The organism is Pseudoduganella violaceinigra DSM 15887 (genome assembly GCF_000425385.1).
In the GTDB taxonomy this organism is placed as follows: domain Bacteria; phylum Pseudomonadota; class Gammaproteobacteria; order Burkholderiales; family Burkholderiaceae_D; genus Rugamonas; species Rugamonas violaceinigra.
In genome coordinates, this window is the sequence record NZ_AUDI01000009.1 from 245,211 (window position 1) to 269,048 (window position 23,838).

At 63.0% G+C, this 23,838-nt stretch carries 29 protein-coding genes; 14 read left to right on the forward strand and 15 right to left on the reverse strand.

All coding sequences use genetic code 11. The annotated features are described in order from the left end of the window. Window positions 1-100: 100 nt before the first annotated feature. The 5 genes from ilvA to rapZ all read left to right on the forward strand — a co-directional run bounded on the left by ilvA (window position 101) and on the right by rapZ (window position 5,029). Window positions 101-1,633: a threonine ammonia-lyase, biosynthetic gene (gene ilvA / locus H597_RS0107420; protein WP_028101573.1), complete on the forward strand. Its 1,533-nt coding sequence runs from the start codon at window positions 101-103 to the stop codon at window positions 1,631-1,633. 160 nt (window positions 1,634-1,793) lie between these two features. Beyond that, a complete protein-coding gene (gene queF / locus H597_RS0107425) occupies window positions 1,794-2,624 on the forward strand; it encodes an NADPH-dependent 7-cyano-7-deazaguanine reductase QueF (protein WP_028101574.1) in 831 nt (276 codons plus the stop codon). A gap of 94 nt (window positions 2,625-2,718) precedes the next feature. Next, window positions 2,719-3,201, forward strand: coding sequence for a PTS sugar transporter subunit IIA (locus tag H597_RS0107430; protein ID WP_028101575.1), 483 nt, complete (start codon window positions 2,719-2,721; stop codon window positions 3,199-3,201). Window positions 3,202-3,203: 2 nt separating this feature from the next. After that, a complete protein-coding gene (gene hprK, locus H597_RS0107435; RefSeq protein ID WP_028101576.1) occupies window positions 3,204-4,139 on the forward strand; it encodes an HPr(Ser) kinase/phosphatase in 936 nt (311 codons plus the stop codon). Window positions 4,140-4,165: 26 nt separating this feature from the next. Beyond that, window positions 4,166-5,029, forward strand: a complete 864-nt coding sequence (rapZ, locus tag H597_RS0107440) for an RNase adapter RapZ (protein ID WP_028101577.1) — start codon at window positions 4,166-4,168, stop codon at window positions 5,027-5,029. A gap of 6 nt (window positions 5,030-5,035) precedes the next feature. Here the strand turns inward: rapZ and H597_RS0107445 are convergent, their stop codons facing one another. Beyond that, window positions 5,036-5,530 (reverse strand): arsinothricin resistance N-acetyltransferase ArsN1 family B, encoded by a 495-nt coding sequence (locus H597_RS0107445; RefSeq protein WP_035373402.1) that lies wholly within the window; start codon window positions 5,528-5,530, stop codon window positions 5,036-5,038. Between the two features lie 77 nt (window positions 5,531-5,607). Continuing rightward, a complete protein-coding gene (locus tag H597_RS0107450) occupies window positions 5,608-5,982 on the reverse strand; it encodes a VOC family protein (protein ID WP_028101579.1) in 375 nt (124 codons plus the stop codon). A gap of 137 nt (window positions 5,983-6,119) precedes the next feature. On the opposite strand from H597_RS0107450, the gene H597_RS0107455 reads away from it, so the two are divergent. The 5 genes from H597_RS0107455 to H597_RS0107475 all read left to right on the forward strand — a co-directional run bounded on the left by H597_RS0107455 (window position 6,120) and on the right by H597_RS0107475 (window position 8,437). After that, a complete protein-coding gene (locus H597_RS0107455; RefSeq protein WP_028101580.1) occupies window positions 6,120-6,587 on the forward strand; it encodes an Rv1443c family protein in 468 nt (155 codons plus the stop codon). 100 nt (window positions 6,588-6,687) lie between these two features. Continuing rightward, window positions 6,688-7,017, forward strand: a complete 330-nt coding sequence (locus H597_RS0107460) for a hypothetical protein (protein WP_154668008.1) — start codon at window positions 6,688-6,690, stop codon at window positions 7,015-7,017. Next, window positions 7,017-7,595: a hypothetical protein gene (locus H597_RS0107465; RefSeq protein ID WP_028101582.1), complete on the forward strand. Its 579-nt coding sequence runs from the start codon at window positions 7,017-7,019 to the stop codon at window positions 7,593-7,595. The genes H597_RS0107460 and H597_RS0107465 overlap by 1 nt, the downstream gene beginning before the upstream one ends. Next, complete coding sequence (locus H597_RS0107470; protein WP_154668009.1) at window positions 7,577-7,888, forward strand: hypothetical protein; 312 nt, start codon at window positions 7,577-7,579, stop codon at window positions 7,886-7,888. Before H597_RS0107465 ends, H597_RS0107470 begins: the two co-directional genes overlap by 19 nt. A gap of 6 nt (window positions 7,889-7,894) precedes the next feature. Beyond that, window positions 7,895-8,437, forward strand: coding sequence for a metal-dependent hydrolase (locus tag H597_RS0107475; protein WP_028101584.1), 543 nt, complete (start codon window positions 7,895-7,897; stop codon window positions 8,435-8,437). A gap of 10 nt (window positions 8,438-8,447) precedes the next feature. On the opposite strand, the gene H597_RS0107480 is transcribed toward H597_RS0107475, so the two are convergent. From H597_RS0107480 to H597_RS0107520, 9 genes are all read right to left on the reverse strand, one after another. Continuing rightward, window positions 8,448-8,909, reverse strand: a complete 462-nt coding sequence (locus H597_RS0107480; protein ID WP_028101585.1) for an Lrp/AsnC family transcriptional regulator — start codon at window positions 8,907-8,909, stop codon at window positions 8,448-8,450. After that, window positions 8,906-9,991, reverse strand: a complete 1,086-nt coding sequence (locus tag H597_RS0107485; protein ID WP_028101586.1) for an enoyl-CoA hydratase/isomerase family protein — start codon at window positions 9,989-9,991, stop codon at window positions 8,906-8,908. Before H597_RS0107485 ends, H597_RS0107480 begins: the two co-directional genes overlap by 4 nt. Window positions 9,992-10,079: 88 nt before the next feature. Continuing rightward, entirely contained in the window at window positions 10,080-10,439 is a 360-nt protein-coding gene (hpf, locus tag H597_RS0107490) for a ribosome hibernation-promoting factor, HPF/YfiA family (RefSeq protein WP_028101587.1), read from the reverse strand. A 68-nt stretch (window positions 10,440-10,507) separates the two neighbouring features. Then, window positions 10,508-12,001: an RNA polymerase factor sigma-54 gene (locus tag H597_RS0107495; RefSeq protein ID WP_028101588.1), complete on the reverse strand. Its 1,494-nt coding sequence runs from the start codon at window positions 11,999-12,001 to the stop codon at window positions 10,508-10,510. 9 nt (window positions 12,002-12,010) lie between these two features. Then, complete coding sequence (gene lptB / locus H597_RS0107500) at window positions 12,011-12,766, reverse strand: LPS export ABC transporter ATP-binding protein (RefSeq protein ID WP_028101589.1); 756 nt, start codon at window positions 12,764-12,766, stop codon at window positions 12,011-12,013. A gap of 2 nt (window positions 12,767-12,768) precedes the next feature. Next, window positions 12,769-13,359 carry a lipopolysaccharide transport periplasmic protein LptA gene (gene lptA, locus H597_RS0107505; RefSeq protein ID WP_028101590.1) on the reverse strand — a complete coding sequence of 197 codons (591 nt, stop codon included), beginning with the start codon at window positions 13,357-13,359 and terminating at the stop codon, window positions 12,769-12,771. 13 nt (window positions 13,360-13,372) lie between these two features. Next, window positions 13,373-13,966, reverse strand: coding sequence for an LPS export ABC transporter periplasmic protein LptC (gene lptC, locus H597_RS0107510; protein WP_035373405.1), 594 nt, complete (start codon window positions 13,964-13,966; stop codon window positions 13,373-13,375). A 12-nt stretch (window positions 13,967-13,978) separates the two neighbouring features. Continuing rightward, window positions 13,979-14,515: a KdsC family phosphatase gene (locus tag H597_RS0107515; protein WP_028101592.1), complete on the reverse strand. Its 537-nt coding sequence runs from the start codon at window positions 14,513-14,515 to the stop codon at window positions 13,979-13,981. Further along, complete coding sequence (locus tag H597_RS0107520) at window positions 14,515-15,513, reverse strand: KpsF/GutQ family sugar-phosphate isomerase (protein WP_028101593.1); 999 nt, start codon at window positions 15,511-15,513, stop codon at window positions 14,515-14,517. Before H597_RS0107520 ends, H597_RS0107515 begins: the two co-directional genes overlap by 1 nt. Before the next feature lie 81 nt (window positions 15,514-15,594). Here H597_RS0107520 and H597_RS0107525 point away from each other — a divergent pair, with 81 nt between their 5' ends. Continuing rightward, window positions 15,595-17,574 carry a monovalent cation:proton antiporter family protein gene (locus tag H597_RS0107525; RefSeq protein WP_028101594.1) on the forward strand — a complete coding sequence of 660 codons (1,980 nt, stop codon included), beginning with the start codon at window positions 15,595-15,597 and terminating at the stop codon, window positions 17,572-17,574. 55 nt (window positions 17,575-17,629) lie between these two features. Here the strand turns inward: H597_RS0107525 and H597_RS0107530 are convergent, their stop codons facing one another. The 3 genes from H597_RS0107530 to H597_RS0107540 form a co-directional block, all read right to left on the reverse strand. Then, window positions 17,630-18,769, reverse strand: coding sequence for a GGDEF domain-containing protein (locus tag H597_RS0107530; RefSeq protein WP_051293609.1), 1,140 nt, complete (start codon window positions 18,767-18,769; stop codon window positions 17,630-17,632). Between the two features lie 19 nt (window positions 18,770-18,788). Next, window positions 18,789-19,640, reverse strand: coding sequence for an MOSC domain-containing protein (locus tag H597_RS0107535; RefSeq protein ID WP_028101596.1), 852 nt, complete (start codon window positions 19,638-19,640; stop codon window positions 18,789-18,791). Window positions 19,641-19,722: 82 nt separating this feature from the next. Next, window positions 19,723-21,123: an NYN domain-containing protein gene (locus tag H597_RS0107540; protein WP_028101597.1), complete on the reverse strand. Its 1,401-nt coding sequence runs from the start codon at window positions 21,121-21,123 to the stop codon at window positions 19,723-19,725. A gap of 71 nt (window positions 21,124-21,194) precedes the next feature. Between H597_RS0107540 and H597_RS0107545 the strand changes: the two genes are divergently transcribed. Both H597_RS0107545 and H597_RS0107550 read left to right on the forward strand, forming a co-directional pair. Continuing rightward, window positions 21,195-21,680 carry a nuclear transport factor 2 family protein gene (locus tag H597_RS0107545; protein WP_028101598.1) on the forward strand — a complete coding sequence of 162 codons (486 nt, stop codon included), beginning with the start codon at window positions 21,195-21,197 and terminating at the stop codon, window positions 21,678-21,680. A 125-nt stretch (window positions 21,681-21,805) separates the two neighbouring features. Further along, window positions 21,806-21,991, forward strand: a complete 186-nt coding sequence (locus H597_RS0107550; protein WP_028101599.1) for a 4-oxalocrotonate tautomerase — start codon at window positions 21,806-21,808, stop codon at window positions 21,989-21,991. Window positions 21,992-22,061: 70 nt separating this feature from the next. Here the strand turns inward: H597_RS0107550 and ychF are convergent, their stop codons facing one another. Further along, a complete protein-coding gene (gene ychF / locus H597_RS0107555; RefSeq protein ID WP_028101600.1) occupies window positions 22,062-23,153 on the reverse strand; it encodes a redox-regulated ATPase YchF in 1,092 nt (363 codons plus the stop codon). A gap of 70 nt (window positions 23,154-23,223) precedes the next feature. Between ychF and H597_RS0107560 the strand changes: the two genes are divergently transcribed. Then, window positions 23,224-23,763 carry a DinB family protein gene (locus H597_RS0107560; protein WP_028101601.1) on the forward strand — a complete coding sequence of 180 codons (540 nt, stop codon included), beginning with the start codon at window positions 23,224-23,226 and terminating at the stop codon, window positions 23,761-23,763. Window positions 23,764-23,838 lie beyond the last annotated feature (75 nt).

The following is a 23,838-nucleotide window of genomic DNA, read 5'->3' on the forward strand; positions in this document are numbered from 1 at the left end:
TTAGACATCCTGCCACCCGCATACCCGCATGGCAGGCGTGCGCCCCCTTCGGTTACCCGCCGTTGACAGTCTTTGCACCAATCCTTTTCCTTTGCAAATCATGACTATCGACTACCTGAAGAAAATCCTGACCTCCCGCGTCTACGACGTGGCCCATGAATCCCCGCTTGAACTGGCGCCCATTCTCTCGCAGCGGATCGGCAACCAGATTTACTTCAAGCGCGAAGACATGCAGGACGTCTTTAGCTTCAAGGTACGCGGCGCTTACAACAAGATGGCGAATCTGAGCGACGCGCAATTGAAGCGCGGCGTCATTTGCGCCTCGGCCGGCAACCACGCGCAGGGCGTAGCCCTGTCCGCAGCCAGACTCGGTTGCCGCGCCCTCATCGTCATGCCGGCCACCACCCCGCTTCTGAAGATCGAATCCGTGCGCCGCCGCGGCGGCCAGAGCGTGGAAGTGGTGCTGCACGGCGAGTCCTATACCGATGCATACAACCACGCCCTGCAGCTTGAAAAAGAGCAGAAGCTGACCTTCGTCCACCCCTTCGACGATCCGGAAGTGATCGCCGGCCAGGGCACGATTGCCATGGAAATCCTGCGCCAGCATTCGGGCCCGATCCACGCCATCTTCGTTCCGATCGGCGGCGGCGGCCTGATTGCCGGTGTCGCAACCTATGTGAAGCAGTTGCGCCCGGATATCAAGGTCATCGGCGTACAAACCATGGATTCGGACGCGATGGGCCGCTCGCTCAAGGCGGGCGAGCGCGTGACGCTGTCCGATGTCGGCCTGTTCGCCGACGGCACCGCGGTGCGCCTGGTGGGCGAAGAAACCTTCCGCCTGGCAAAGCAGTTTGTCGACGAGGTGATCGTGGTCGATACCGATGCGATCTGCGCCGCGATCAAGGATGTCTTCACCGATACGCGTTCCATCCTGGAGCCTTCCGGCGCGCTGGCCGTCGCCGGCGCCAAGGCTTATGTGGAGCGCGCGGAGATGGGCAAGTACCCGATTACGGGCGAGACGCTGGTGACCGTTTGCAGCGGCGCCAATATGAACTTCGACCGCCTGCGCTTTGTGGCGGAGCGCGCGGAGCTGGGCGAATCGCGCGAAGCCGTATTTGCGGTGACCATTCCGGAACAGCGCGGCAGCTTCAAGCGCTTCTGCAGCCTGGTGGGGCCGCGCAATGTGACCGAGTTCAACTACCGCATCAGCGACAAGGAGCAGGCCCACGTGTTCGTCGGCGTGCAGATTGCCGACCGCAGCGAGTCGTCGGCGATCGCGCGGCGTTTTGAGGAAAATGATTTCCGGACGCTGGACTTGACTCACGATGAATTGGCCAAGTCGCACCTGCGCCACCTGGTGGGCGGCAAGAGCGAGCTGGCGAAGGATGAGTTGCTGTACCGCTTTGAATTCCCCGAGCGCCCGGGGGCGCTGATGCGCTTCCTCGATTCGATGGAGCCGGAATGGAATATCTCCTTGTGCCACTACCGCTCGCAGGGCGGCGATGTGGGGCGGATCCTGATCGGCTTGCAGGTGCCGCCGCAGGATGCCGAGAAGTTCATGCAGTTCCTGACGACCTTGGGCTATCGCTATTGGGATGAGTCGCAGAATCCGGTATATAAGCTGTTTCTTTAAAACCGGTAAACCAGGGCCGGACCCAAGGGTCTGACCCTGTCTGATCAACGGGCAACGGTGCTGGTCATGCGCTGTTGGGCAGCGCCGAGCCCCGCCGGGGCTGACCCCGAATGACCGGTTTTTGTTAAACTGGCAGACTGTTTCGCAAATTACGTCCGCCATGAACCTCCCAGAACACTCCCCCCTCGGCAAAACCTCCGCCTACCGCAGCGACTACGCGCCGGAACTTCTGTTCCCAATCCCGCGCCAGGGCAAGCGTGACGAGTTGGGCCTGCAAGGTACCCTGCCGTTCTTCGGCGTGGACATCTGGAACGGCTACGAGCTCTCCTGGCTGAACATGCGCGGCAAGCCGCAAGTGGCGGTGGCGCGCTTCACCATCCCCGCCGATTCGCCCAACTTGATCGAATCCAAATCTTTCAAGCTTTACCTCAATTCCTTCAACCAGACCCGATTGGCCGGCCCGGACGCCCTCAAAATCCTGCTGCAGCAGGATTTATCGGCCGCCGCCGGCGCCAGCGTGCATGTGACCCTGACCATGCAGGAAGATTTCGGTAAGCTGGCAATGGGGGAGCTGGAGGGCCAGCTGCTGGACCGCCTGGACATCGATGTCGACAACTATTCCCCGCAGCCGGAAACCCTGAAAGCCAATTTCGATGAACTGCCAGTAGAGGAGACCCTCGTCTCGCATCTGCTGAAATCGAACTGCCTGGTGACCGGCCAGCCGGACTGGGGCAGCGTGCAGATCAGCTATTACGGTCCGCAGATCGACCAGGAGAGTTTGCTCAAGTACCTGATCGGTTTCCGGGAGCATAATGAGTTCCACGAGCAATGTGTGGAGCGCATCTTCACCGACATCCTGCACCAGTGCAAGCCTCAACATTTGACGGTCTATGCCCGCTATACCCGGAGGGGCGGACTGGATATCAATCCATGGCGCACCAATTTCACGAGTGCGCAGCGGCCATCGAATTTGCGCAACGCCCGCCAGTAAAGGATTTTCCATGTGGAAACATTGCATGAATTTCGAGTTACACAGCTGAGAAACAGGCCTATAATGCGCTCGCACTAGCACATAATGTCGCGTCATGAATAACCTGAGCAAAATCCTTTCGCTAGAGAACGTCCAGCTTGATCTGGAAGTCTCCAGCAAAAAGCGCGCTTTCGAGCAAGCCGGCCTCATCTTTGAGAACAACTGCGGCATTGCCCGATCCACCGTATCGGACAACCTGTTCGCGCGTGAACGGCTGGGCTCCACCGGCCTGGGTCACGGCGTGGCGGTGCCGCACGGGCGCATCAAGGGTTCCAAGAGCCTGAAGGCGCCGCTGGCCGCCTTCGTCCGCCTGGCCGAGCCGATTCCTTTCGAATCGCCGGACGGCAAACCGGTGAACCTGCTGTTTTTCCTGCTCATTCCCGACCACGTGACGCAGCAGCACCTCGAAATCCTGTCCGAGATCGCGGAAATGTTCTCGGACGACGCCTTCCGCCAGGCCCTGACGGAAGACCCGGACCCGAAGTCGGTCTACAGCCGCATCGTCAACTGGCAGCCTAGCCTGCAAGCGGCGGGTTGAACATGCTGCAAACGCCGCTGACGATCCAGAGACTGTACGACGACAATCGCGAAACCCTGCAGCTGGGCTGGTTCGCCGGTTTTCCCGGCGGCGAGCGGCTGATCTCCGGCGATGTGGCATCGGCGGCCGACCAGGTCGGCCACCTGAATACCATTCACCCCGGCCGCATCCAGGTATTCGGCCACCAGGAAATCAATTACTACCAGCGCCTCAAATCGCTGACGCGCGCCCATGTGATCGGCGAGCTGATTGCGGGCGGCCCGCCGGCGCTGATCATCGCGCAAGGCCTGGAGACGCCGCCCGACATCCTGGCGATCTGCGACGAAAAGAATATCCCGTTGTTCTCCACGCCGCTGCCGGCGGCGCAGGTGATCGACTTCCTGCGCGTCTACCTGTCCAAGAAACTGGCGCAGCGCATCATCATGCACGGCGTGTTCATGGACGTGCTGGGCGTGGGCGTGCTGATTACCGGCGACTCCGGCCTCGGCAAATCCGAGCTGGGACTTGAATTGATTTCACGTTCGCACGGCCTGGTGGCCGACGACGCGGTGGAGTTCGCCCGCATCGCGCCCAATATGATCGAAGGCCGCTGCCCGCCGCTGCTGCAAAACCTGCTGGAAGTGCGCGGCCTGGGCCTGCTCGATATCAAGGCGATCTTCGGCGAGACCGCCGTGCGCCGCAAAATGCGCCTGAAGCTGATCGTGCACCTGGTGCGCCGCTCGGCGCTGGAGGAGGAAGTGGAACGCCTGCCGTTCCAGTTCCCGACCGAAGACGTGCTCGGGCTGCCCATCCGCAAGGTCGTGATTCCCGTGGCGGCCGGCCGCAACATCGCGGTGCTGCTGGAGGCGGCGGTACGCAACACCATCTTGCAATTGCGCGGCATCGACACGCTGCAGGAATTCATGGAGCGCCAACGCCAGGCAATGTCCGGTGACTGATACGGACTAATGGTACTATCGGTCATATGCGAATCGTCCTCATTACCGGGATTTCCGGCTCCGGCAAATCCGTTGCGCTGAACGTGCTCGAAGACACCGGCTACTACTGTGTCGACAACCTGCCCCCCGCGCTGCTGCCCGACCTGGTTGAGCGCCTTGCCGTTGAGGGCACCGATGCGCTGGCAGTGGCGGTCGACGCGCGCAGCGCCTCCAGCCTTGCCAACCTGCCGGGCGAATTCCGCAAGCTGAAGGAAGACGGGCACGAAGTCAAAGTGATTTTCCTCACCGCGAACACCCATTCGCTGGTGGCGCGCTTTTCCGAAACACGCCGCAGCCATCCGCTGTCGCACGAGATTCGACCGGGCCAGAACCCTACGGCACGCCGCACGCTGATTGAAAGCATCGCCGAAGAACGCGAGCGCCTGTCGGCCATCCAGCAGCTTGGCCACGTGATCGACACGTCGGAAATGAGCGCCAACAAGCTGCGCGCATGGATCAAGGACCTGGTGCAAAGCGAGAACGCGCCGTTGACGCTGCTGTTCGAATCCTTCGCATTCAAGCTCGGCGTGCCGCTCGACGCGGACTTCGTGTTCGACGTGCGCGCCATCCCGAATCCTTATTACGACCTCGCACTGCGCCCATTGAACGGACGCGATGCCCCGGTGATCGCCTTCCTCGATGCGCAGGAAAGCGCCGAAGAGATGTTCCAGGATATCAAAGGCTTCGTCAGCAAATGGCTGCCGCATTTCAAGCGCGACAACCGTTCCTACTTGACGGTGGCCGTTGGGTGCACCGGCGGCCAGCATCGCTCGGTGTATATGGCCGAACGCCTGGCCAGGCACTTCGCTCCAGCCGAAACCGTGGTGCTGCGCCATCGCGAACAATCCTGAAGCGGCTCACTCCAGGCGCAGCTGCCAATAGCTGACGTCGATCCAGCGGCCGAACTTGCGGCCGACTTCCTTGAACGCGCCGACCGGCTGGAAGCCCATCTTCCGATGCAGGCCGACGCTGGCATCGTTCGGCAATGCCACGCCGCCGATCACCAGGTGCACGCCGCTCTGGCGCAACAGTTCGAACAGGTGCTGGTACAGCTTGCGTGCCAAACCCCGACCGCGCGCTTCCTGCTGCAGGTAGATCGAACTCTCGACCGAAAAGCGATAGGCGGAACGTTCCTTCCATTTGCTGGCATAGGCATAGCCGAGGACTTTGCCGTCCTGCTCGATGACCAGCCAGGGCAGCTTGGACGAAATCACTTTGGCGATGCGGACGGCCATCACATCGGCGCCGACTTCCGCTTCTTCAAACGTGATCGTGCTGCTTGCAACGTAGTGGTTGTAGATGGCCGCGATGGCGGCGGCGTCGGCCGGATGGGCTGAGCGGATGAGGGTCATGGGCGCTTGGGTAAAGTGAATGACCCAAGCTGTTCAGCAAGATGCGGGCCAGCCGCCGGCCGGCCCTGTGCACCAAATTAATCCAACCAGTGCACCACTTCGATCGTATGCTGGTCCGGATCGGTGATCATCGTTCCAAAATAGCGCTCGTTGACATCGGGGCGCAGGCCCGGCTTGCGCAGCGATGCCGCGCCCTGCGCCATGGCATTGGCGTGGAAGGCATGCGTCGCCAGCTGCGACGATGCCCTGATGGCGATATGCCCGCGCTGACCCACCAGGGGCGCATCGCCCTGCGCCGGGTAGATTGCGAAGGCCCAATGGCCGTCGGCGCCGAAAATGGCCTGTCCTTCATCCTGGTGCTGCACGCTGTAGCCCAGGGGCTCCAGGCAGGCTTTGTAGAACGCCACAGCGCGCGGCAGGTCGCGGGTGGCGATGGATACGTGGTCAATCATGATGCGCTCCTTTCAAACAGCGAGTGGTCATCATATGTTGACGCCGCGAAACGATTTCCCGAATTAACCGAAGGCAGCGGGAAATTTTCCCACGCCGTGCTAGCATCGACTCCATGCCATGGATCACGCCTTAGCGAATGCCCACATTCACCATCCGCACCGAACTGGCGGTCACGCCGGAAGCGTTCTGGCGCCGCATGTCCATGAACGCCGTCAATGCCGAACTGCGGCCGCTGGTGAGCATGACCGCCCCGGCGGCATGGAGGAATTGTCCAGTGGAGCAGTGGGCTGCCGGCCCGGTCTTGTTCCGCAGTGTGATCCTGCTGTTCGGGCTCATCCCGGTCGATGTGCACTCGCTGCGGCTGGCCCAGATCATTCCCGCGCGCGGCTTCCTGGAACGTTCCCACTCGTGGTGCAACAAGGTTTGGCAACACGAACGCACCACCGAACGCAGCGACGCCGGCTGCGTGGTCACCGATACGCTTACGGTACAAGGCCGGATTCCTTTCCTCGCGGCGCTGCTCATGCCGATGTACCGCGCTGTCTTCCGCCACCGCCACCATCGCCTGAAAGCGATGTATGGCCACGTTCCTTTCGAGCCCTGATCAGATGACCCGTCCTCGCCGATACCGAACTCGGTAGCAACAAACATTCTGTTGCAATCAAAATTACTGCAGACTGGATTTTTTGATCTATTATCTGCTTATGGCGATCTCACTACTTCTTGCTGCGGCGCTGGGCGCTGCACCTCCGGAGCCGGATCCAATCTGGCGTTGCACGGCCGCACACTACGGCGCCTTCGTGTCGCCTTCGGGCACCCGCGAAAAGTGGCCGACGGTGCCCAAGCTGCCGGAAAGCTTGCGCGACACGCGGCATATCGCGCTCAATTCGCCGGGCATGCTGCCTGGCGGCCGGGCGCACATGATGTACGTCGATAGCGCCGCCAAGGTTGTCTATATCCTCCAGACTTCGGGGCCTGCCGACAGCGAAGTTGTATTCGGGCCTTTGCCGCCTGTCGACTGCCCGAAAGAATAGTGGGCAGGCTGCGCGCCTGCCTGTTGGTAGCCGCGGGGCTGGCGGTGCTATGGCTCGTCACCGAGTTCCTGGCGCGCTGGCTTGGCACACATCGCAAGCTGACCTTCCTGGCCGTCATGCTGTGCACATCGGGACTGCTGTCCGTGATTATTGCCCTGCAAAAGCGCACGCTGCGCAGCCGCCTGCTTCAGATGCCGGAGCAGGAACGGAAGGCCCTCGCGCGCATTTCCGATGACGTGAAATTTGCCTTGCCCAAGGCGGGCGTAGCGCAGGTCAGAAATACTGTCATTGCGGGCAAGATCCTGGTCAATGGTCCGCTCCTGCCTTTGATGCTGGGGCCTTTCCTCATCATGCAAACCTGCTTCGCGATCGAGCCGCCGCTTCCGCAATTCCTTGCGCTTGGCGCCGGTTTTACGGCGGCCTGGCTTTGGTGGTCGGTCTCGGTTTACCATTGGCGGCGCTGGGCCCGGTCGCGCGGCATGTCGGCCGCTGAAGTGCAGTACCACGGCGAAGGGGCCAACCTGCTTTGGCCGCGCGGGCATTTTTTCGAACGTACGGAATGGAAACACAGAAATTGAAGAAATTGAGCCCGTTGCAGTCATTCATCCTGGCGATAGGATTCGCATGCGTCTGGTTCTTGGGCGTCATGCTCACCCTGCAAGGCCAGGAGCCGCGACCGCTCATGCATATCGTCATTTTGCTGGTGCCGCTGCTTGGATGCGGCGCTATCCAGTTCAGGGCCGGCCGCAATACGCCGCTCACCCCGGCGCGCAGGGTAATACAAATCTGCGTCGCCGCCATCCTGGCTCCAGTTCTCGCAACCGCGCTCATCTGGTTTGTTTTGTTTGTCGTCTTCGGACATAGCGAGTAATCGAACGTGCCCACCATCATTACCCATGCCGCGATTCCGCTGGCGATCGGCGTCACGCTCGGCCCAACGAGGATTTCAACTCGGCTGCTATTGGCCGGCATGTTTGCGGCGATGGCGCCGGACATGGACGTCGTCGCCTTCAAGCTCGGCATCGCTTACGCGGACCAATTCGGCCATCGCGGCGCCTCGCATTCCATCGCTTTTGCGCTGGCTTTGGGCGGACTGGCGGCACTGCTTGCGCCGTGGCTGCGCGCGAAACGCTGGGTCGCCTGGGCCTTTATTTCCACCGCCTGCGTCTCCCATCCCCTGCTGGATATGTGCACCACCGGCGGCCTGGGCGCGGCCTTGCTTTGGCCATTCTCGGACCAGCGCCTGTTCTTTTCCACCCAGGTCATCCGCGTGTCGCCGCTGACGGTGCAGCGCTTCCTGAGCCCCGCCGGCCTGGCGGTCATCAAATCGGAGATGATGTGGGTCTGGCTGCCGTGTATCGCCCTGATGCTTGCAGCGCTTGCAGCGCGTCGAGCAGCCAGGACGCCGGCTGCCGGCTAACGGCCAGCGTCTACAGCGTCAGCTTGGTCTCGAACTTCGAGCAGTTCATCGCGAACAGGCTCTTGACGTTGATGACGTTGTGGTGGGAGGTGAAGACGCGGCGCGTAAAGGCGCTGTATTCCTCCATCGATTCCACCGTAACAATCAGGTGGAAATCGAACTCGCCGGCGACTTCGTAGCAGGACATGACCTCAGGGACCGCGCGCATGCGCTGTTCGAATTGCTTGAGGATGTCGGTGTTCTGCTTTTCCAGTTCGACCGAGACGAACACGGTCAGCGGCCGCCCGGCCGCCACGCGGTCCACCAGCGCCACAGCCTTCACCAGCACGCCGTCGTTGCGCAGCCTTTCGATGCGGCGCTGGCAGGTGGCGACCGATGAATGCACGCGCTCCGCAATTTCGCGCAGGGGGGTGCTGGCATCCTCCTGCAGGATATTCAGGATGCCGCGGTCGATCCGGTCCAGATCCCTCATGCGAGATGGCGCAGCGGATGGGCCCAGGCCGGCCAGCACGGCTCGAAGAAGCGCGCCACCATGTCGGGCGTGACCTCGGGCAGCGCAGCGGGATTCCATTTCGGCTGGTTGTCCTTGTCGATCACCAGCGCGCGCACGCCTTCGAAAATCTCGCCGTGTTCGAAATTGCGGCGCACCAGGTTGCGCTCCATGCGCAGGCAATCGGACACGCCGAGGGACGCGCCGCGCTTCAGCAGTTCATGGGTCACGCACATCATCAGCGGTGAGCGCAGCTCCATCGCCTTGAGCGACTTCTGCGCGAAGGGATGGCTGTCGCCGCGCAGCGATTCCATGATGGCCGGCACCGAGCCCGCCGCGAAATGGCGGTCGATCAGGGCGCGCTGCGCCTCCAGTTCGCTGTCGCCGGCGAACGCGTTGTACGGGCCGGCAAAGACGGCAATCGCATCGCGCAGCGCCTTGCCGGGCGTGGCTTCGACCAGTGCGGTCAGCGCCGCCAGTTCGCTTTCCGGCACGAAGTAGTCGGCCAGGTCGAGGTAGAGCGCGTCGGCCGCGCCCACCGTCAGGCCGGTCAGGCCAAGCCACATGCCCAGCTGCCCCGGCGCATGCGACAGGAAGTGGCTGCCGCCGACATCGGGGAACAAGCCGATATTCACTTCCGGCATGGCCATCTTGGTGCGGCCGGTGACGACGCGCACGCCGCAGTCCGGGCCGCCCTGGGCGATGCCCATGCCGCCGCCCATCACCACGCCGTCCATCAGGGCCACGTAAGGCTTGGGATAGAAATGGATCAAATGGTTCAGCGCATATTCCTCGCTGAAGAAGTCTTCCAGCAGCGCGCTGTCGCCTTGCGTATTGGCGCGGCCGACGTCGTAGAAGAAACGGATATCGCCGCCGGCGCACAGCGCGCGTTCGCTGGTGCTGCGCACCACGACGGCAGCCACCGAGGCATCGTCGCGCCATGCCAGCAGGGCCTGCGTCATCGCACGCACCATGCCGAGCGAAAGGGAGTTGAGTGCCTTGGGGCGGTCCAGCGTGATGAAGCCGGTGCCGTTCGAGAGTTGGATTTGGACGTGTTCGCTCATGCAAATATTCTAACGCAGACGCCACGCAAACAGCGGACGCAAAAAAGGGCGCCAATTGCGCCCTTAGGTGTGCTGCACGGCCATTCCTTTACATGGCGGTGGGGGGTGCCTCGTACGTATCCGGGAGATGCTTGATGGCCGCATGATTGTGGTTCTGCACACGGTCTTTGTACTTCATGACCTGGCGATCCAGTTTATCAATCAGGGTGTCGATGGCGGCGTAGAGATCTTGCGACAGGCTTTCGACGTACACAGTTTTGCCAGACATGCGCAGGTTAATTTCCGCTTTCTGGCGTTTCTCTTTCTCGGTGAGGTTATCTACAGTCAGGATGACAGCAATATCGATTACTTGATCGAAATGGCGCTTGACTCGTTCCAGCTTGTTCTGCACGTACTCGCGGATGGCTGGGGTCACTTCGACATGATGTCCACTGATGGTGAGATTCATACACACTCCTAAAGATGATGTCGCTCTCGAGTTCGTGCATGCCAATGGCGCGCAGAGGAACCCATTCACTACAAAGATTTGCGGAGGCTTACCGGAGGGATTTTCAACGCTTCGCGATATTTGGCAACAGTCCGTCGCGCAATTACCATGCCTTGTTCACCGAGCATGTCCGCAATCTTACTGTCAGATAAAGGATTTTTCGGGTCTTCTGCTCCTGTCAATTGCACGATCAGTGCCCGTATCGCAGTCGACGAAGCTTCACCCCCAGCTTCGGTGGCGACGTGGCTACCAAAGAAATATTTCAACTCAAACATGCCATGTGGGGTGAGCATATATTTTTGAGTTGTTACGCGAGAAATAGTGCTCTCGTGTAGTCCCAGTGTATCAGCTATTTCACGCAACACAAGGGGGCGCATGGCCACGGCGCCGTGGCTGAAAAAGTTCTTTTGTCTTTCTACTATCGCTTCGGCGACGCGCAGGATCGTGTCGAAGCGCTGGCGCATATTCTTGATCAGCCACTTGGCTTCCTGCAGTTGGCCGTTCATCTGCGACTCGCTCTTGCCCTGCTTGAGCAGGTTGGCGTACAGCGCATTCACGCGCAGGCGCGGCACCACATCATTGTTCAGCATGACCAGCCAGCCGCCGCGCCCCTTCTTCACGATCACGTCCGGCACCACGTAGTCCGAATCGCCGCAGGAAAATTCGGCGCCCGGGTGCGGATTGCACTGGCGGATCACCGCCTGCGCTTCGCGCAAGTCTTCATCATCGCAGTCGAGCGCTTTTTTCAGCTTGGTGAATTCGCGCTGGGCGAACCAGGCCAGGTGCTTCTCGACGATGGTGAGCGCCATGCGGCGCGTCACCAGCGGCACGGCGGGCATGCGCCGGATCTGCAGCGCCAGGCATTCGCCGGCATTGCGCGCGCCGACGCCGGCCGGGTCGAAGCTTTGCAGCAGTACCAGGCTGCAGCGCAGCTCGTCCAGTTCGATTTCCAGTTCCGGCGGCAGGCGCTCGTGGATTTCCTCCAGCGGCTCTTCCAGGTAGCCGTTGTCGTCCAGCGCATCGATGATCAGTTCCATCAGGGCGCGGTCGCGCGGCTCCTGCACCGTCACGCGCATCTGCTCCAGCAGGTGCTCGCGCAGAGTGCAGCCGGAGGCTTCCAGCTGCGGGCGGCTGTCTTCGTCGTCGGCGGATTTACCGGCGCTGCTGGCGCTCCAGTCGGCGTCGTCGCTGCTGTTGATGCTTTCGCCGTCGCCGCTTTCATAACTCTCGCCTTCAGCCGCGGCCGGGGCATCGGCGCCCTCGGCCGGCCCGCTTTCCGGCGTGGCCGGTGCGGCGGCTTCGCTGCCATTGCCGTTGACCTGGCTGATGGCGCCATCGGCCAGCAGGCGTACCGAGTGGTCGAGCGGATCATCGAGCCGCTCCAGCATCGGGTTGTCGCCCAGCAGCTGTTCCAACTCCTGGTGCAGCTCCAGCGTCGAGAGCTGCAGCAGGCGGATGGATTGTTGCAGCTGCGGCGTCAGCGCCAGGTGTTGCGAGGTTCGCAGTTGCAGTGTTTGTTTCATGGCCCTCGCTTACATGCGGAAGTGTTCGCCGAGATAGACGCGGCGTACGGATTCGTTGGCAATGATGTCGTCCGGGCGGCCCGAGGCCAGCACCGCGCCTTGGTTGATGATATAGGCGCGGTCGCAGATGCCGAGGGTCTCACGCACATTATGGTCGGTGATCAGCACACCGATATTGCGCTCCTTCAGGAATCGTACGATGCGTTGGATTTCGATCACGGCGATCGGATCGACGCCGGCGAAGGGCTCATCCAGCAGGACAAAGCGCGGGTTGGTCGCCAGGGCGCGGGCGATCTCGACACGGCGCCGCTCGCCGCCGGACAGCGACAGGGCCTGGTTTTCGCGCAGCTTTTCAATCTGCAAGTCGGCCAGCAGCGCTTCCAGGCGCTGCTCGATTTCCGCCTTCGACAGCGCCTTGCCGTTGACGCGCTGGATTTCCAGCACGGCGCGGATATTTTCTTCCACCGTCAGCTTGCGGAACACCGAAGCTTCCTGCGGCAGGTAGGACAGTCCCAGCGTGGCGCGCTTGTGGATCGGCAGGCTGGAAACGTCGGTGCCGCCGATATCGATGGTGCCGGCATCGGAGGCCACCAGGCCCACAATCATGTAGAACGAGGTGGTCTTGCCGGCGCCGTTCGGGCCGAGCAGGCCGACCACCTCGCCGCAATCGACTTGCAGCGACACATCGTGCACCACCTGGCGCTTGCCATAGGTCTTCTGGAGGCCGCGCACGACCAGCGTGCTGGCGCAGGTATTTGCTTGCATTCTTACTTTTTCTCCGGAGTGGCCGCTGGCGTGGCAGGCGGCGTGGCTGGCGCAGCAGGCGGTTCGGTGCGCGATGGCTGGATCACCATGGTGCCGCGGCCGCCGCCCGGCTTGCTCTCGCCGGTCGTGGTATTGCGCACGCTGAAGAATTCCTTGCGGCTGTCGTAGGAAATGAACTCGCCCTGCACTTCATCGTTCTGCTTGCCGCCTTCCAGCCGGCGGATCGAGGCTTTGCTGAACATCTTCACCAGCTCGGCCTGTTCCTCGTATTCGATGCGCTCGGCATCGCCCTCGACCCACTGGTCGCCGGCGCCGTCGCGCTTCTGGCGGAAGGTGGCTTTCTTGTCGCCGCCGAACAGGGTCACCTGCTGGAAGCCGTCCGGGGTCTGTTTCACATAGGCCCGTTCGGCCGTCATGGTCAGGGTGCCGCGCGTCAGCTTCACGCCGCCCAGCAGGATGGTGATCTGCTTGACGTCGTCGATATCCATCGAGCCGTAGTTGATGACAGTCGGTTTGTAAGAGTCGGCCTTTTCGGCCAGCGCCGGCGCCGCTGCAACCAGCAGCAAGGCGGCCGACAGGAATAGTCGTTTCATGGTCGTTCCTTTGTTATTGGGCCTTCGGCGGCAGCACCAGCGTGCCGGCGCCTTCCAGGTGCATTTCGCGCGTCGCATTATTGGCGCGCATGCTGTTGGCCGAGGCGGTCGTATCGCCCACCTTCATCTTTACCGGCTGGTCGGTTTCCATGCGGTCCTCATCGGGGAAGATCACCAGCTTTTCCGTCGCCATGTGCAGCGATCGCGCGCCCGGCGCCGCAGCGCGGTCGATGGTCACCGTGCCGTTCAGGGTCACACGGCTGTTGGCGTCTTCCACGCGCGCCGTGCTGGCCACGATGTCCATCGGCGGCTTGTCGCTGGCCAGGCTGTGCACGCGCGGCTTGTCGATCTCGGACGAATCGTCGACCGGACGGTGGGTCAGCTTGTCGCCGGCGATAATGTAGCTTGGCTTGCCATCCTTCGTCATGCGCACGAAGGAGAAATTCTCGACGATGTAGTCAGGCTCGTTCATCCGCATATCGGCCTGCATCTGCTCGCCCGCCCGGTTCAGCAGTTCGAGCAGGTAGAAGCTGCCGAGCGCCGCCAGCAGCACGAATACCATGCCGATCGAAAGGCGGAAGCGGTGGGCTATCCTCTGGTTGCGCATTGCTTGGTCCTTTTACGCCATGAACTGCGCCATGACGCGCTCGTAGCTGCCTTGCGCGTGCAGCACGAATTCGCAGGCTTCGCGCACCGCGCCGCGGCCGCCGGCCGCGCCGGTGATGTAGTGCGCGTGCCGCTGCGCTTCCTTGCGGCCGTTCGGTACGCTCACCGCAAAGCCTACGCGGCGCAGCAGCGGCAGGTCCACCACGTCGTCGCCGATAAAGGCGACCTGCTCTTCGGCCAGTCCCAGCTCATTGAGCAGGGCCTTGAACGGGGTCAGCTTGTCGTGTCCGCCCTGGTGCACGTAGTCGATGCCCAGGTCCTTGGCGCGCGCGTTGGTGATGGCGGTGATGCGCGCGCTGATGATGGCGGTCTTCACACCCGACTCCTGCAGCAGCTTGATGCCCAGGCCGTCGTGCACATTGAAAGTCTTCATCAGTTCACCCTGCGCGCCGTAACTCAGGCTGCCGTCCGTCAGCACGCCGTCCACATCGAAAATGAACAGGCGCACCTTGGCGGCGCGGGCGACCAGGTCTGCATGGTTGGGCGTCATCAGATCACCTTGGCGCGCGTCAGGTCGTGGATATGCAGGGCGCCAATCAGGGTACCGTCGGTGTCCACCACCAGCATCTGGTTGATGCGGAATTCCTCCATCACCGCCACGGCGTCGACCGCCAGCTGGTCGGGGCCGATGGTGCGCGGGTTCAGGTGCATCACGTCCTTGATGACGACCTTGGTGAAGTCCTGCACCTTCTCGATCATGCGGCGCAGATCGCCGTCGGTGAACACGCCGACCGGCTTGTTGCCGGCATCGACGATGGCCGTCATGCCCATGCCCTTCTGGGTAATTTCCAGCAGCGCGTCCGGCAGGCGGGTTTCCAGGCCCACGGCCGGCACGGCGCCGTCCTTGCGCATCACATCGCGCACATGGGTCAGCAGGCGGCGGCCCAGGGCGCCGCCCGGGTGCGAGCGGGCGAAATCTTCTTCCTTGAAGCCGCGCAGGTCCAGCAGCGCCACCGCGATCGCGTCGCCCAGCGCCAGCGTGACGGTGGTGGAGGCGGTCGGCGCCAGGTTCATCGGGCAGGCTTCCTTGGCCACCGACACGTCCAGGTGCACGTCGGCCAGGCGGGCCAGGCTCGACGCCGGCTTGCCGGTCATGGCGATCACGTGGCCGCCCATGCGCTTGACCACCGGCAGGATGGCCATCAGTTCGGCCGCTTCGCCGGAATAGGAAATCGCGATCACCACGTCTTCCGGGGTCACCATGCCCAGGTCGCCGTGCGCGGCTTCGGCCGGATGCACGAACAGCGCCGGGGTGCCGGTCGATGCCAGGGTGGCTGCAATCTTGCGGCCGATATGGCCGGACTTGCCGATGCCCGAGACTACAACGCGGCCTTTACATTGCAGCAACAAGGAAACCGCCTGCCCCACCGTCTCGTCGGTCGCCAGGCGCGCATGCAACGCAGCCAGGGCGTCCGTCTCGATCTGCAAGGCTTCGCGCGCCAGTTCCAGGGCCCGGCTTGCGGTCTTGGCATCAAAAGATTTCAGCATTGTTTTTTCATGGGTTACACTCATGCCCGAAGTATAGCCGAATTAAATAAGCAAAAAACTTGCCACACAAAACAACAACGGATGTTCACCCCCCTTGAACTGACCCTCCTCCTCCTGGGCAGCGCCGTCCTCGGCGTGGTCGCCTTCCGTATGTTGCACCTGCCGCCGATGCTCGGCTACCTGGCCGTCGGCATCCTGCTTGGCCCGCACGCCATGGGCCTGGCCGAACAAAGCCACGCCACCGAGCTGCTGGGCGAATTCGGCGTGGTGTTCCTGATGTTCTCGATCGGGCTGGAATTCTCCCTGCCCAAGCTGATGGCCATGCGCTCGATCGTGTTCGGGCTGGGCATGGCGCAGGTGGTGCTCACTATCGCGGTCACCATGCTGTTTGGCTGGATCATCCACTTCCTGCTGCCGCCCGCCATCCACCTCGGCTGGCAGGCGTCGTTCGCCCTGGGCGGCGCGCTGGCCATGTCGTCCACCGCCATCGTGGTCAAACTGCTCACGGAGCGGCTGGAACTGGAAAGCCTGCATGGCCGCAAGATCATCGGCATCCTGCTGTTCCAGGATTTGGCGGTGGTGCCGCTGCTGATCCTGATTCCGGCGCTGGCGCAGAATCCGGCCGACCTGCCCATGACCCTGGCCCTGGCCGGCGCCAAGGCGGCCGCGGTGCTGGTCCTGCTGCTGTTCCTGGGCCAGAAGCTGATGCGCAAATGGTTCACCATCGTGGTCATGCGCCGCTCGCAGGAACTGTTCATGCTCAACCTGCTGCTGGTGACGCTGGGCGCGGCCTGGATCACCGAGCAGGCCGGCCTGTCGATGGCGCTGGGCGCCTTCGTGGCCGGCATGCTGATCTCCGAAACCGAATACAAGCACCAGGTGGAAGAGGATATCAAGCCTTTCCGCGACGTGCTGCTTGGCCTGTTCTTCATCACCGTCGGCATGCTGCTCAATGCCCGCGTGGTGATGGAAAACTGGTGGCTGGTGCTGGTGCTGCTGGCCGGCCCGGTGCTGCTCAAGTTCGCCCTGATCGCCGGCCTGGCGCGCCTGTTCGGCGCCACCACGTCGACCGCGATGCGCACCGGCCTGGCCCTGGCGCAAGCCGGCGAATTCGGCTTCGTGCTGCTGAACGTGGTGGGCGGCATGAAGCTGGTCGACCCCTTCGTGGTGCAGGTGGTGCTGGCCTCGATGGTGCTGTCGATGCTGCTGGCGCCCTTCCTGATCGCCCAGTCCGACCGGATCGTGATGAAATTCTCCGCCAACGAGTGGATGATGCAGTCGCTGAACCTGACCAATATCGCGGCGCGCACCATGTCGGCGCAAAAGCACGTGATCGTGGCCGGCTTCGGGCGTTCCGGCCAGTCGCTGGCCACGCTCCTGAGCGAGGAAAAGATCCCCTACCAGGCGCTGGACCTGGACCCGATCCGGGTGCAGGAGGCGCAGGCCGCGGGCGCCAGCGTTTCCTACGGCGACGCCGCGCGGCGCGAGTCGCTGGTGGCAGCCGGTATCAAGCGCGCTTCGGCCATCGTGATCACCTACGCGTCCACGCCGTCCGCCCTGAAAGTGCTGCACCTGGTGCATGAACTGGCGCCGGAACTGCCGGTGATCGTGCGCTCGCACGACGATTCGGACCTGGACCGGCTGAAGGAGGCCGGCGCGGCGGAGGTGGTGCCGGAGCTGATGGAGGGCTCGCTGATGCTGGCGTCCCATGCGCTGGTGATGCTGGGCGTGCCGCTGCGGCGCGTGGTGCACCGCGTGCAGCGGGCGCGCGAAGAACGCTATGCCTCGCTGCGCGGCTACTTCCACGGCGCCAGCGACAGCGGCGAGGAATCGGAAATGGTCCGGCTGCATTCGGTGCCGCTGGGCGAACAGGCGTCCTGCATCGGCAAGTGCGTGCGGGAGCTGGGTCTGGATGAAAGCGGCGCCGAGATTTCAGCCATCCGGCGCGGCCGGGTGCGGCTGGAGGCCGAGCCGGGCATGACGCTGGAAGCGGGCGATGTGGTGGTCTTGCGCGGCACGGCAGAGGAAGTGGCGCGCGCGGAAAACGATCTGCTGGCCTGAAAGCCGTCCGAACGCACGGGCGCAGCCCCTCGGCTCAGACTCCGGTCGCCCGGGGTCAACCGGCATACCGCACCACCCGGTTACGCCCGCCCTCTTTCGCCTGGTACAGCGCGTCGTCGGCCAGCTCGATCAGGCGCGCCGCCTGCACCTCGGGTTTGCCGCCGTCGTCCACTTGCGCCAGGCTGGACACGCCCACCGACGCCGTAATCGACACCTGCACGCCCTGCGACAATTCGAACATGCTGGCAGCGATGCCGGCCCGGATGCGCTCGCCGACATAGGCTGCGCTGTCCAGGTCCGCATCGATCAGCAGCACCACGAATTCCTCGCCGCCGAAACGCGCCAGCGCATCGGACACGCGCAGCTCCGCCTTGATGCGGTTGGCCACCTCGCGCAGCACCTCGTCGCCGCCGCCATGGCCGACGCTGTCGTTGACCCGCTTGAAATGGTCGATATCGATGTACATGAACGACACCGGATACGACTGCCGGCGTGCGCGTGAAATCTCCTCCAGCAGGCGGCGATCCACATAGCGGCGGTTGAATACCCCGGTCAGCGCATCGGTCAGGCCCATGTACTTCAACATTTCGTTGGAGATCACGTTCTCCAGGCAGATGGCGATGATGGACGCCATATGCTCCACGAAATCGGTGCCGAGGCTGGGCGAGAAGCGCGCCGGATCGGCGCTGCCCAAGTTCAGCGAGCCAATCAGGCGCTTGTTGCGCAGCAGCGGCACCATGCCCACGCTTTGCAGGCGCACGCCTGGCTGCGGAAACTGGCGCCGATGCTTGGCCGCGTCGAACATGCCAAGTTGTGGCTTGGGCGCGTGGCCGGCATCGAGCTCGAAGCCCAGGCTTTCAAGGTCGGGGACGAACACCAGGTCCGGGAATGCCGCAAAATCGACGCCCAGCTTTTCCATCACGGTACGGATATCGTCGCCCTCGTCGACCAGGGAAAGGGTCACGGCATCCAGGTCGGAAATCACGGGCAGGGTGCGGAAAATGGTGCCAATCAGCTCGGGGAAGCTGGCCGCGCCGACGATTTCCAGGTCAAACGCCTGGTGGCGCATCATGATCGCGTGGTTGCGGTCGGCCTGGTCGATCAGGTAGGCAAGGCGGGCGCGCAGGGACTGGTTTTCTGCCGCCAGTTCCGCCTGGGTGAGCTGCTTGCCCGTGTTGTTCTGCGTGATCTCCATCGCCCGCCACTATTTACTACTAAAACGACAGTGTAACCTCGATTTGATCGCCGACCGATAGTTTTATGCCATCACCCGTTGCCACGATGGCATTCATTCCGAAGCAAATGCCGCCGTCCACTTCCGGTTTGGCGCGGTAGCCTTGCAGGATGTCCAGCGGATCGGGGCCGAATTCGCCGGTGGACTGGTCGATCGACGGCATCGGGCAGCGCGCGCAGGGCTTGACCGGCTTCAGTACCGCGTCGCCGATACGGAATTCTTCCGTGTAGTCTTCTTCGAAGGCGTCCAGGCCGCCGATGACCAGGTTGGGACGGAAGCGGTTCATCGGCAACGGCTGGCGGCCTTGCTGCTGCAGCTTGTCATTGAGATCCTGCAGCGACCCGCTGCCGATCACCAGGATCGGGTAGCCGTCCGAGAACAGGGTCGGATGCTGCGCGCCGCCGGTCCATTTTCCGCTGGTCAGGCGCTGGGCGTTGGCATGGAAACGCACCAGGCGGCATGCGATGCCGAGGTACTTGCTGAACCAGGTGGCGGTGACGTCGTCGCAATCGTAGGCCAGCACCGTATCGTCCCATACCTGCACCTGCAGAGCCGGCGCGCTGTCCGGGTCGGGCAAGCCGAGCGGGATTTCCAGGCGCAGCATGCCGGGCGCGCGCAGTTCCATGGTGTCGGTCTTCAGCTGCGGCACGATCAGGGCCATGCGGGGATGTTCGCGCTGGGTCAGCGCGACGCCGCTGGCGTCGACCAGCATCCACTCGCGGTCGTATACCTGCTCGGTCATGAGGCCGGCGCGGGTCAGGGTCGCCTGCTTCAGCGACAGGCCGGCGCAGGATTTGACCGGGTAGAGGGTAAGTTCGGAGATGATGGGCATAGTGCCCGTGAGTATGGCAGAAAACCGGCAGCCAGGCCGCCGGCGGGCCTGCTCCAATGGTGCAGGCCCCGGCTGGGCGGCGTTAAGCTGCTTCGGCTTTCGGCTTCTTCGGCAGCTTGCTGCGCGCTGATGCCTTGTGCATACCCGGCTTCCTGGCGCGCTTGGGCGCCGCTTGGGCGTCGGTTGGCGCCTCCGCCGCAGCGTCAGCCGGTGCGGCAACTTCGGCAACCGCCGCCAGCACCGCTTCCGCCTGCTGCACAGCCTCGGCCGCCTCGGCGGCCGCCTGCGCGACCTTGCTGGCGCGCGCGCTGGTTTTCTTGGCGGCCGGCTTTTTGGCAGCGGCACGGGTACGCTTGGGCGGGGCTTCGGCCGGCGCTTCCATCACGGGCGCCGCCTCCTCCACGACAGCGACGGCAGCGACTTCGGCATCGTCCGGCACGTCAACGGCGGCTACCGCAGGCACCGCATCGCCTTCGCCACGACGGCCACGGCCGCCGCGGTTGCCCCGGTTACGGCGGCTATCGCGGCTTTCGCGATCGCGGCGCGTGTCGCCTGGCTCGGCGTGCGGCGCCGCGTCTTCGGCAAGTTCCGGCGCATCGGCGACAGCATCCGCCGCCAACCCGGCTTCGTGCTCGGCTGGCGCCTCCACCGACGGCAAGACAGCCGGCTGGTTGCCGCGATAAACATACGCACCCGACTTCTCATCGCGGCCGAATTCCAGCAGGCCGCGCGCCTTCATTTCCTCCAGCAGGTTGCCGAAGGTACGGAAACCGTAGTACGACTCGCTGAAGTCCGGCTTGCGGCGCTTGATCGCTTCCTTCAGCACCGATGCCCAGATCTTGCCTTCGCCGCGTTCGGCAGCAAGCGCGTCAAAGGTGGTGTAGGCGATGTCGATGCACTGGTTGCGGCGCTTGTCCATCTCTTCGCGGCGGCGCTTTTCCTCTTCCGGCGTGCGCTTTGGCTGCTGCTCGCGCGCATCGCGGCTGGTCTGGCGCTGGCGGCGCGATTCGCGCACCAGGTCGTCGTAGAAAATGAATTCGTCGCAGTTGGCCACCAGCAGGTCGGACGTTGAATCCTTCACGCCCACGCCGATCACGCGCTTGGCGTTCTCGCGCAGCTTGGATACCAGCGGCGAAAAATCGGAATCGCCGGAAATGATGACGAAGGTATTGACGTGGGCCTTGGTGTAGCAGAGGTCCAGTGCATCGACCACCATGCGGATGTCGGCCGAGTTCTTGCCGGACTGGCGCACGTGCGGGATTTCGATCAGTTCGAAATTCGCTTCATGCATCGGCCCCTTGAACGCCTTGTAGCGCTCCCAATCGCAGTAAGCCTTCTTGACCACGATGCTGCCCTTCAGCAGCAGGCGCTCCAGCACGGGCTTGATGTCGAATTTCTCGTAGTTGGCGTCGCGGACGCCCAGTGCGACGTTCTCGAAGTCGCAGAACAGCGCCATGCTGGCATTATCGTTAGGTGAAGCCATGATTTTTATTGGAAGCTGTGCAGAATCCGGCGATTATACTATTTCGCCAACACCGACCCAGGAGACGATAAATGAAGCACCTGCTGATCGCCGCAGCCGCCGCCCTCATGATGCACAGCGCTCTCGCGGCCGACCCGGACGCCGAATTCCGCCAGCAGGTCAACAGCTTCGTCGACAGCTGGCACGACGACGCCGCCAACACCCGTCCCGACTACTGGGAAAAATTCACGCCGGACGCCGTCTTCATCGGCACCGACAAGAGCGAAGTGTGGAACTACAAGGAGTTCAAGGCCTGGGCCAAGCGCTTCTGGGACCGCAAGAAGGCGTGGAGTTTCACGGCGCAAAAGCGCAATGTCTACTTTTCGCCGGATAAGAAATACGTGTGGTTTGACGAACAGTTGAACACGCAGATGGGGACTTGCCAGGCCAGCGGGGTGCTGCTCAACACGGGCAAGGGCTTGAAGATCGAGCATTACCAGCTGTCGCTGGCCGTGCCGAATCCGCTGATGGAGGGCTTTACCAAGACCATCCGCGACTTCGAAGCGAAGCAACCGTAAGCTGCGATTCGAAACCTGCCGGTTTGGAGTGAGCGAAACGTTTGCCTATTTATCCTGGCGCAAGGGTCGGTAACACTGCAAGTGTTGGCGCGCACTCCGGCGCGCCGCTTGAAGAGGAAATTGCCATGCCTATCTTGCGTTTGGAAATGCGCGCCGGCCGCACCCTGGAACAGAAGCGCGCCTTCGCGCGCGAAGTAACCCGCCTTGCCGTCGACATCCTGGCCTGCCCGCCCGACAGTGTCGACGTTGTCATCACCGAGGTGCCGCATGAAAACTGGGCCAAGGCAGGTACGCTCGTGGCAGACCAATAGCCCGGCCAGGCCCGCCGGGCGAAAAAAAAAGCCGCCATTTCACACGGCGGCTTTTTTTATGCGACAGGGGTTAGACGTTGAACAGGAAGTTCAGCACGTCGCCATCCTTGACCACGTATTCCTTGCCTTCGGCGCGCATCTTGCCCGCTTCCTTGGCGCCCGCTTCGCCCTTGTAAGCGATGTAGTCGTCGAAAGCGATGGTCTGGGCGCGGATGAAGCCGCGCTCGAAGTCGGTGTGGATCACGCCGGCGGCCTGCGGCGCGGTGTCGCCCACGTGGATGGTCCACGCGCGCACTTCCTTCACGCCGGCGGTGAAGTAGGTTTGCAGGCCAAGCAGTTTGAAGCCGGCGCGGATCAGGCGGTCCAGGCCCGGTTCGGCCATTCCCATATCGGCCAGGAAGGCTTCCTTGTCGGCGTCGTCCAGGTCGGCGATTTCCGCTTCGATGGCGGCGCAGATGGCGACGATCGGGGCGTTCTGCGCTTCGGCGTACTTGGTCAGCTGGTCCAGCAACGGATTGTTGGTGAAGCCGCTTTCGGACACGTTGGCCACATACATGGCAGGCTTGGCGGTGATCAGGCACAGCGGCTTGATCAGTTCCATTTTTTCAGCGTCCAGGCCCAGCGCGCGCACCGGCTTGGCTTCGTTCAGGTGCGGCACCAGCACTTCCAGCAGGGCCACCAGCTTGGCGGCATCCTTGTCGCCGGAGCGGGCTTTCTTCTGCTCGCGGTGGATGGCTTTTTCCACGGTGCCGAGGTCGGCCAGCGCCAGCTCGGTCTGGATCACTTCGATGTCGTCCAGCGGCGATACGCGGCCGGCCACGTGGATCACATTGTCGTCTTCAAAGCAGCGCACCACGTTGACGATGGCGTCGGTCTCGCGGATGTGCGACAGGAACTGGTTGCCCAGGCCTTCGCCTTTCGAGGCCCCGGCCACCAGGCCGGCGATGTCGACGAATTCAACGATCGCGTTGACCATGCGCTCCGGCTTGACGATGTCGGCCAGCTGCTGCATACGCGGATCAGGCACTTCCACCACGCCGACGTTCGGCTCGATGGTGCAGAACGGGTAGTTCTCGGCCGCGATACCGGCCTTGGTCAGTGCATTGAAGAGGGTGGACTTGCCGACGTTAGGCAGGCCGACGATGCCGCATTTGAGACTCATGGAAAACCTTTAAATGATATGGTTCTGCTACGGAATTTTCCGCAAATAGACCGAGATTGTACCCCAGATCATGCCCGGAACCGCCCAGATCACCCTGCTGGCCCGCTACAACGCGTGGATGAACAACAAGCTGTACGAGGCCGCGGCCGCCCTGCCGCCGGAGGAGCTGGCAGCCGCGCGCGGGGCCTTCTTCGGCTCCCTGCTGGCGACACTCAACCATATCGCCGTGGCCGACACCATTTGGCTCAAGCGCATTGCCAGCCACGCGCGCTTTGCCGCCGCGCTGGCGCCGCTTGCCGCCCTGCCCACGCCGGCGGCGCTGAACCAGCCCCTGTTCGACAGTTTCGCCGACCTGCACCGGCAGCGCGTCTGGCTCGACCAGCTGATCCTGGACTGGAGCGCCGGCCTGGCCGAGGATGACCTGCAGGCAGTCATCACTTACCGCCGCATGAACGGCGAGGCCAACCGGCGCCAGCTTGGCCTCTTGCTGCTGCATTTCTTCAATCACCAGACCCACCATCGCGGCCAGGCGACCACCCTGCTGTCGCAGGCCGGGGTTGACGCCGGGGCGACGGACCTGCTGCTGCTGCTTCCGGAGGCCGACGGCTAAGCGGGATCATTTCCCGATACCACCCCGCACGCTTGCCAATACGGGTATCGCCGCCCCTTGTGCTATTGTTCCCGG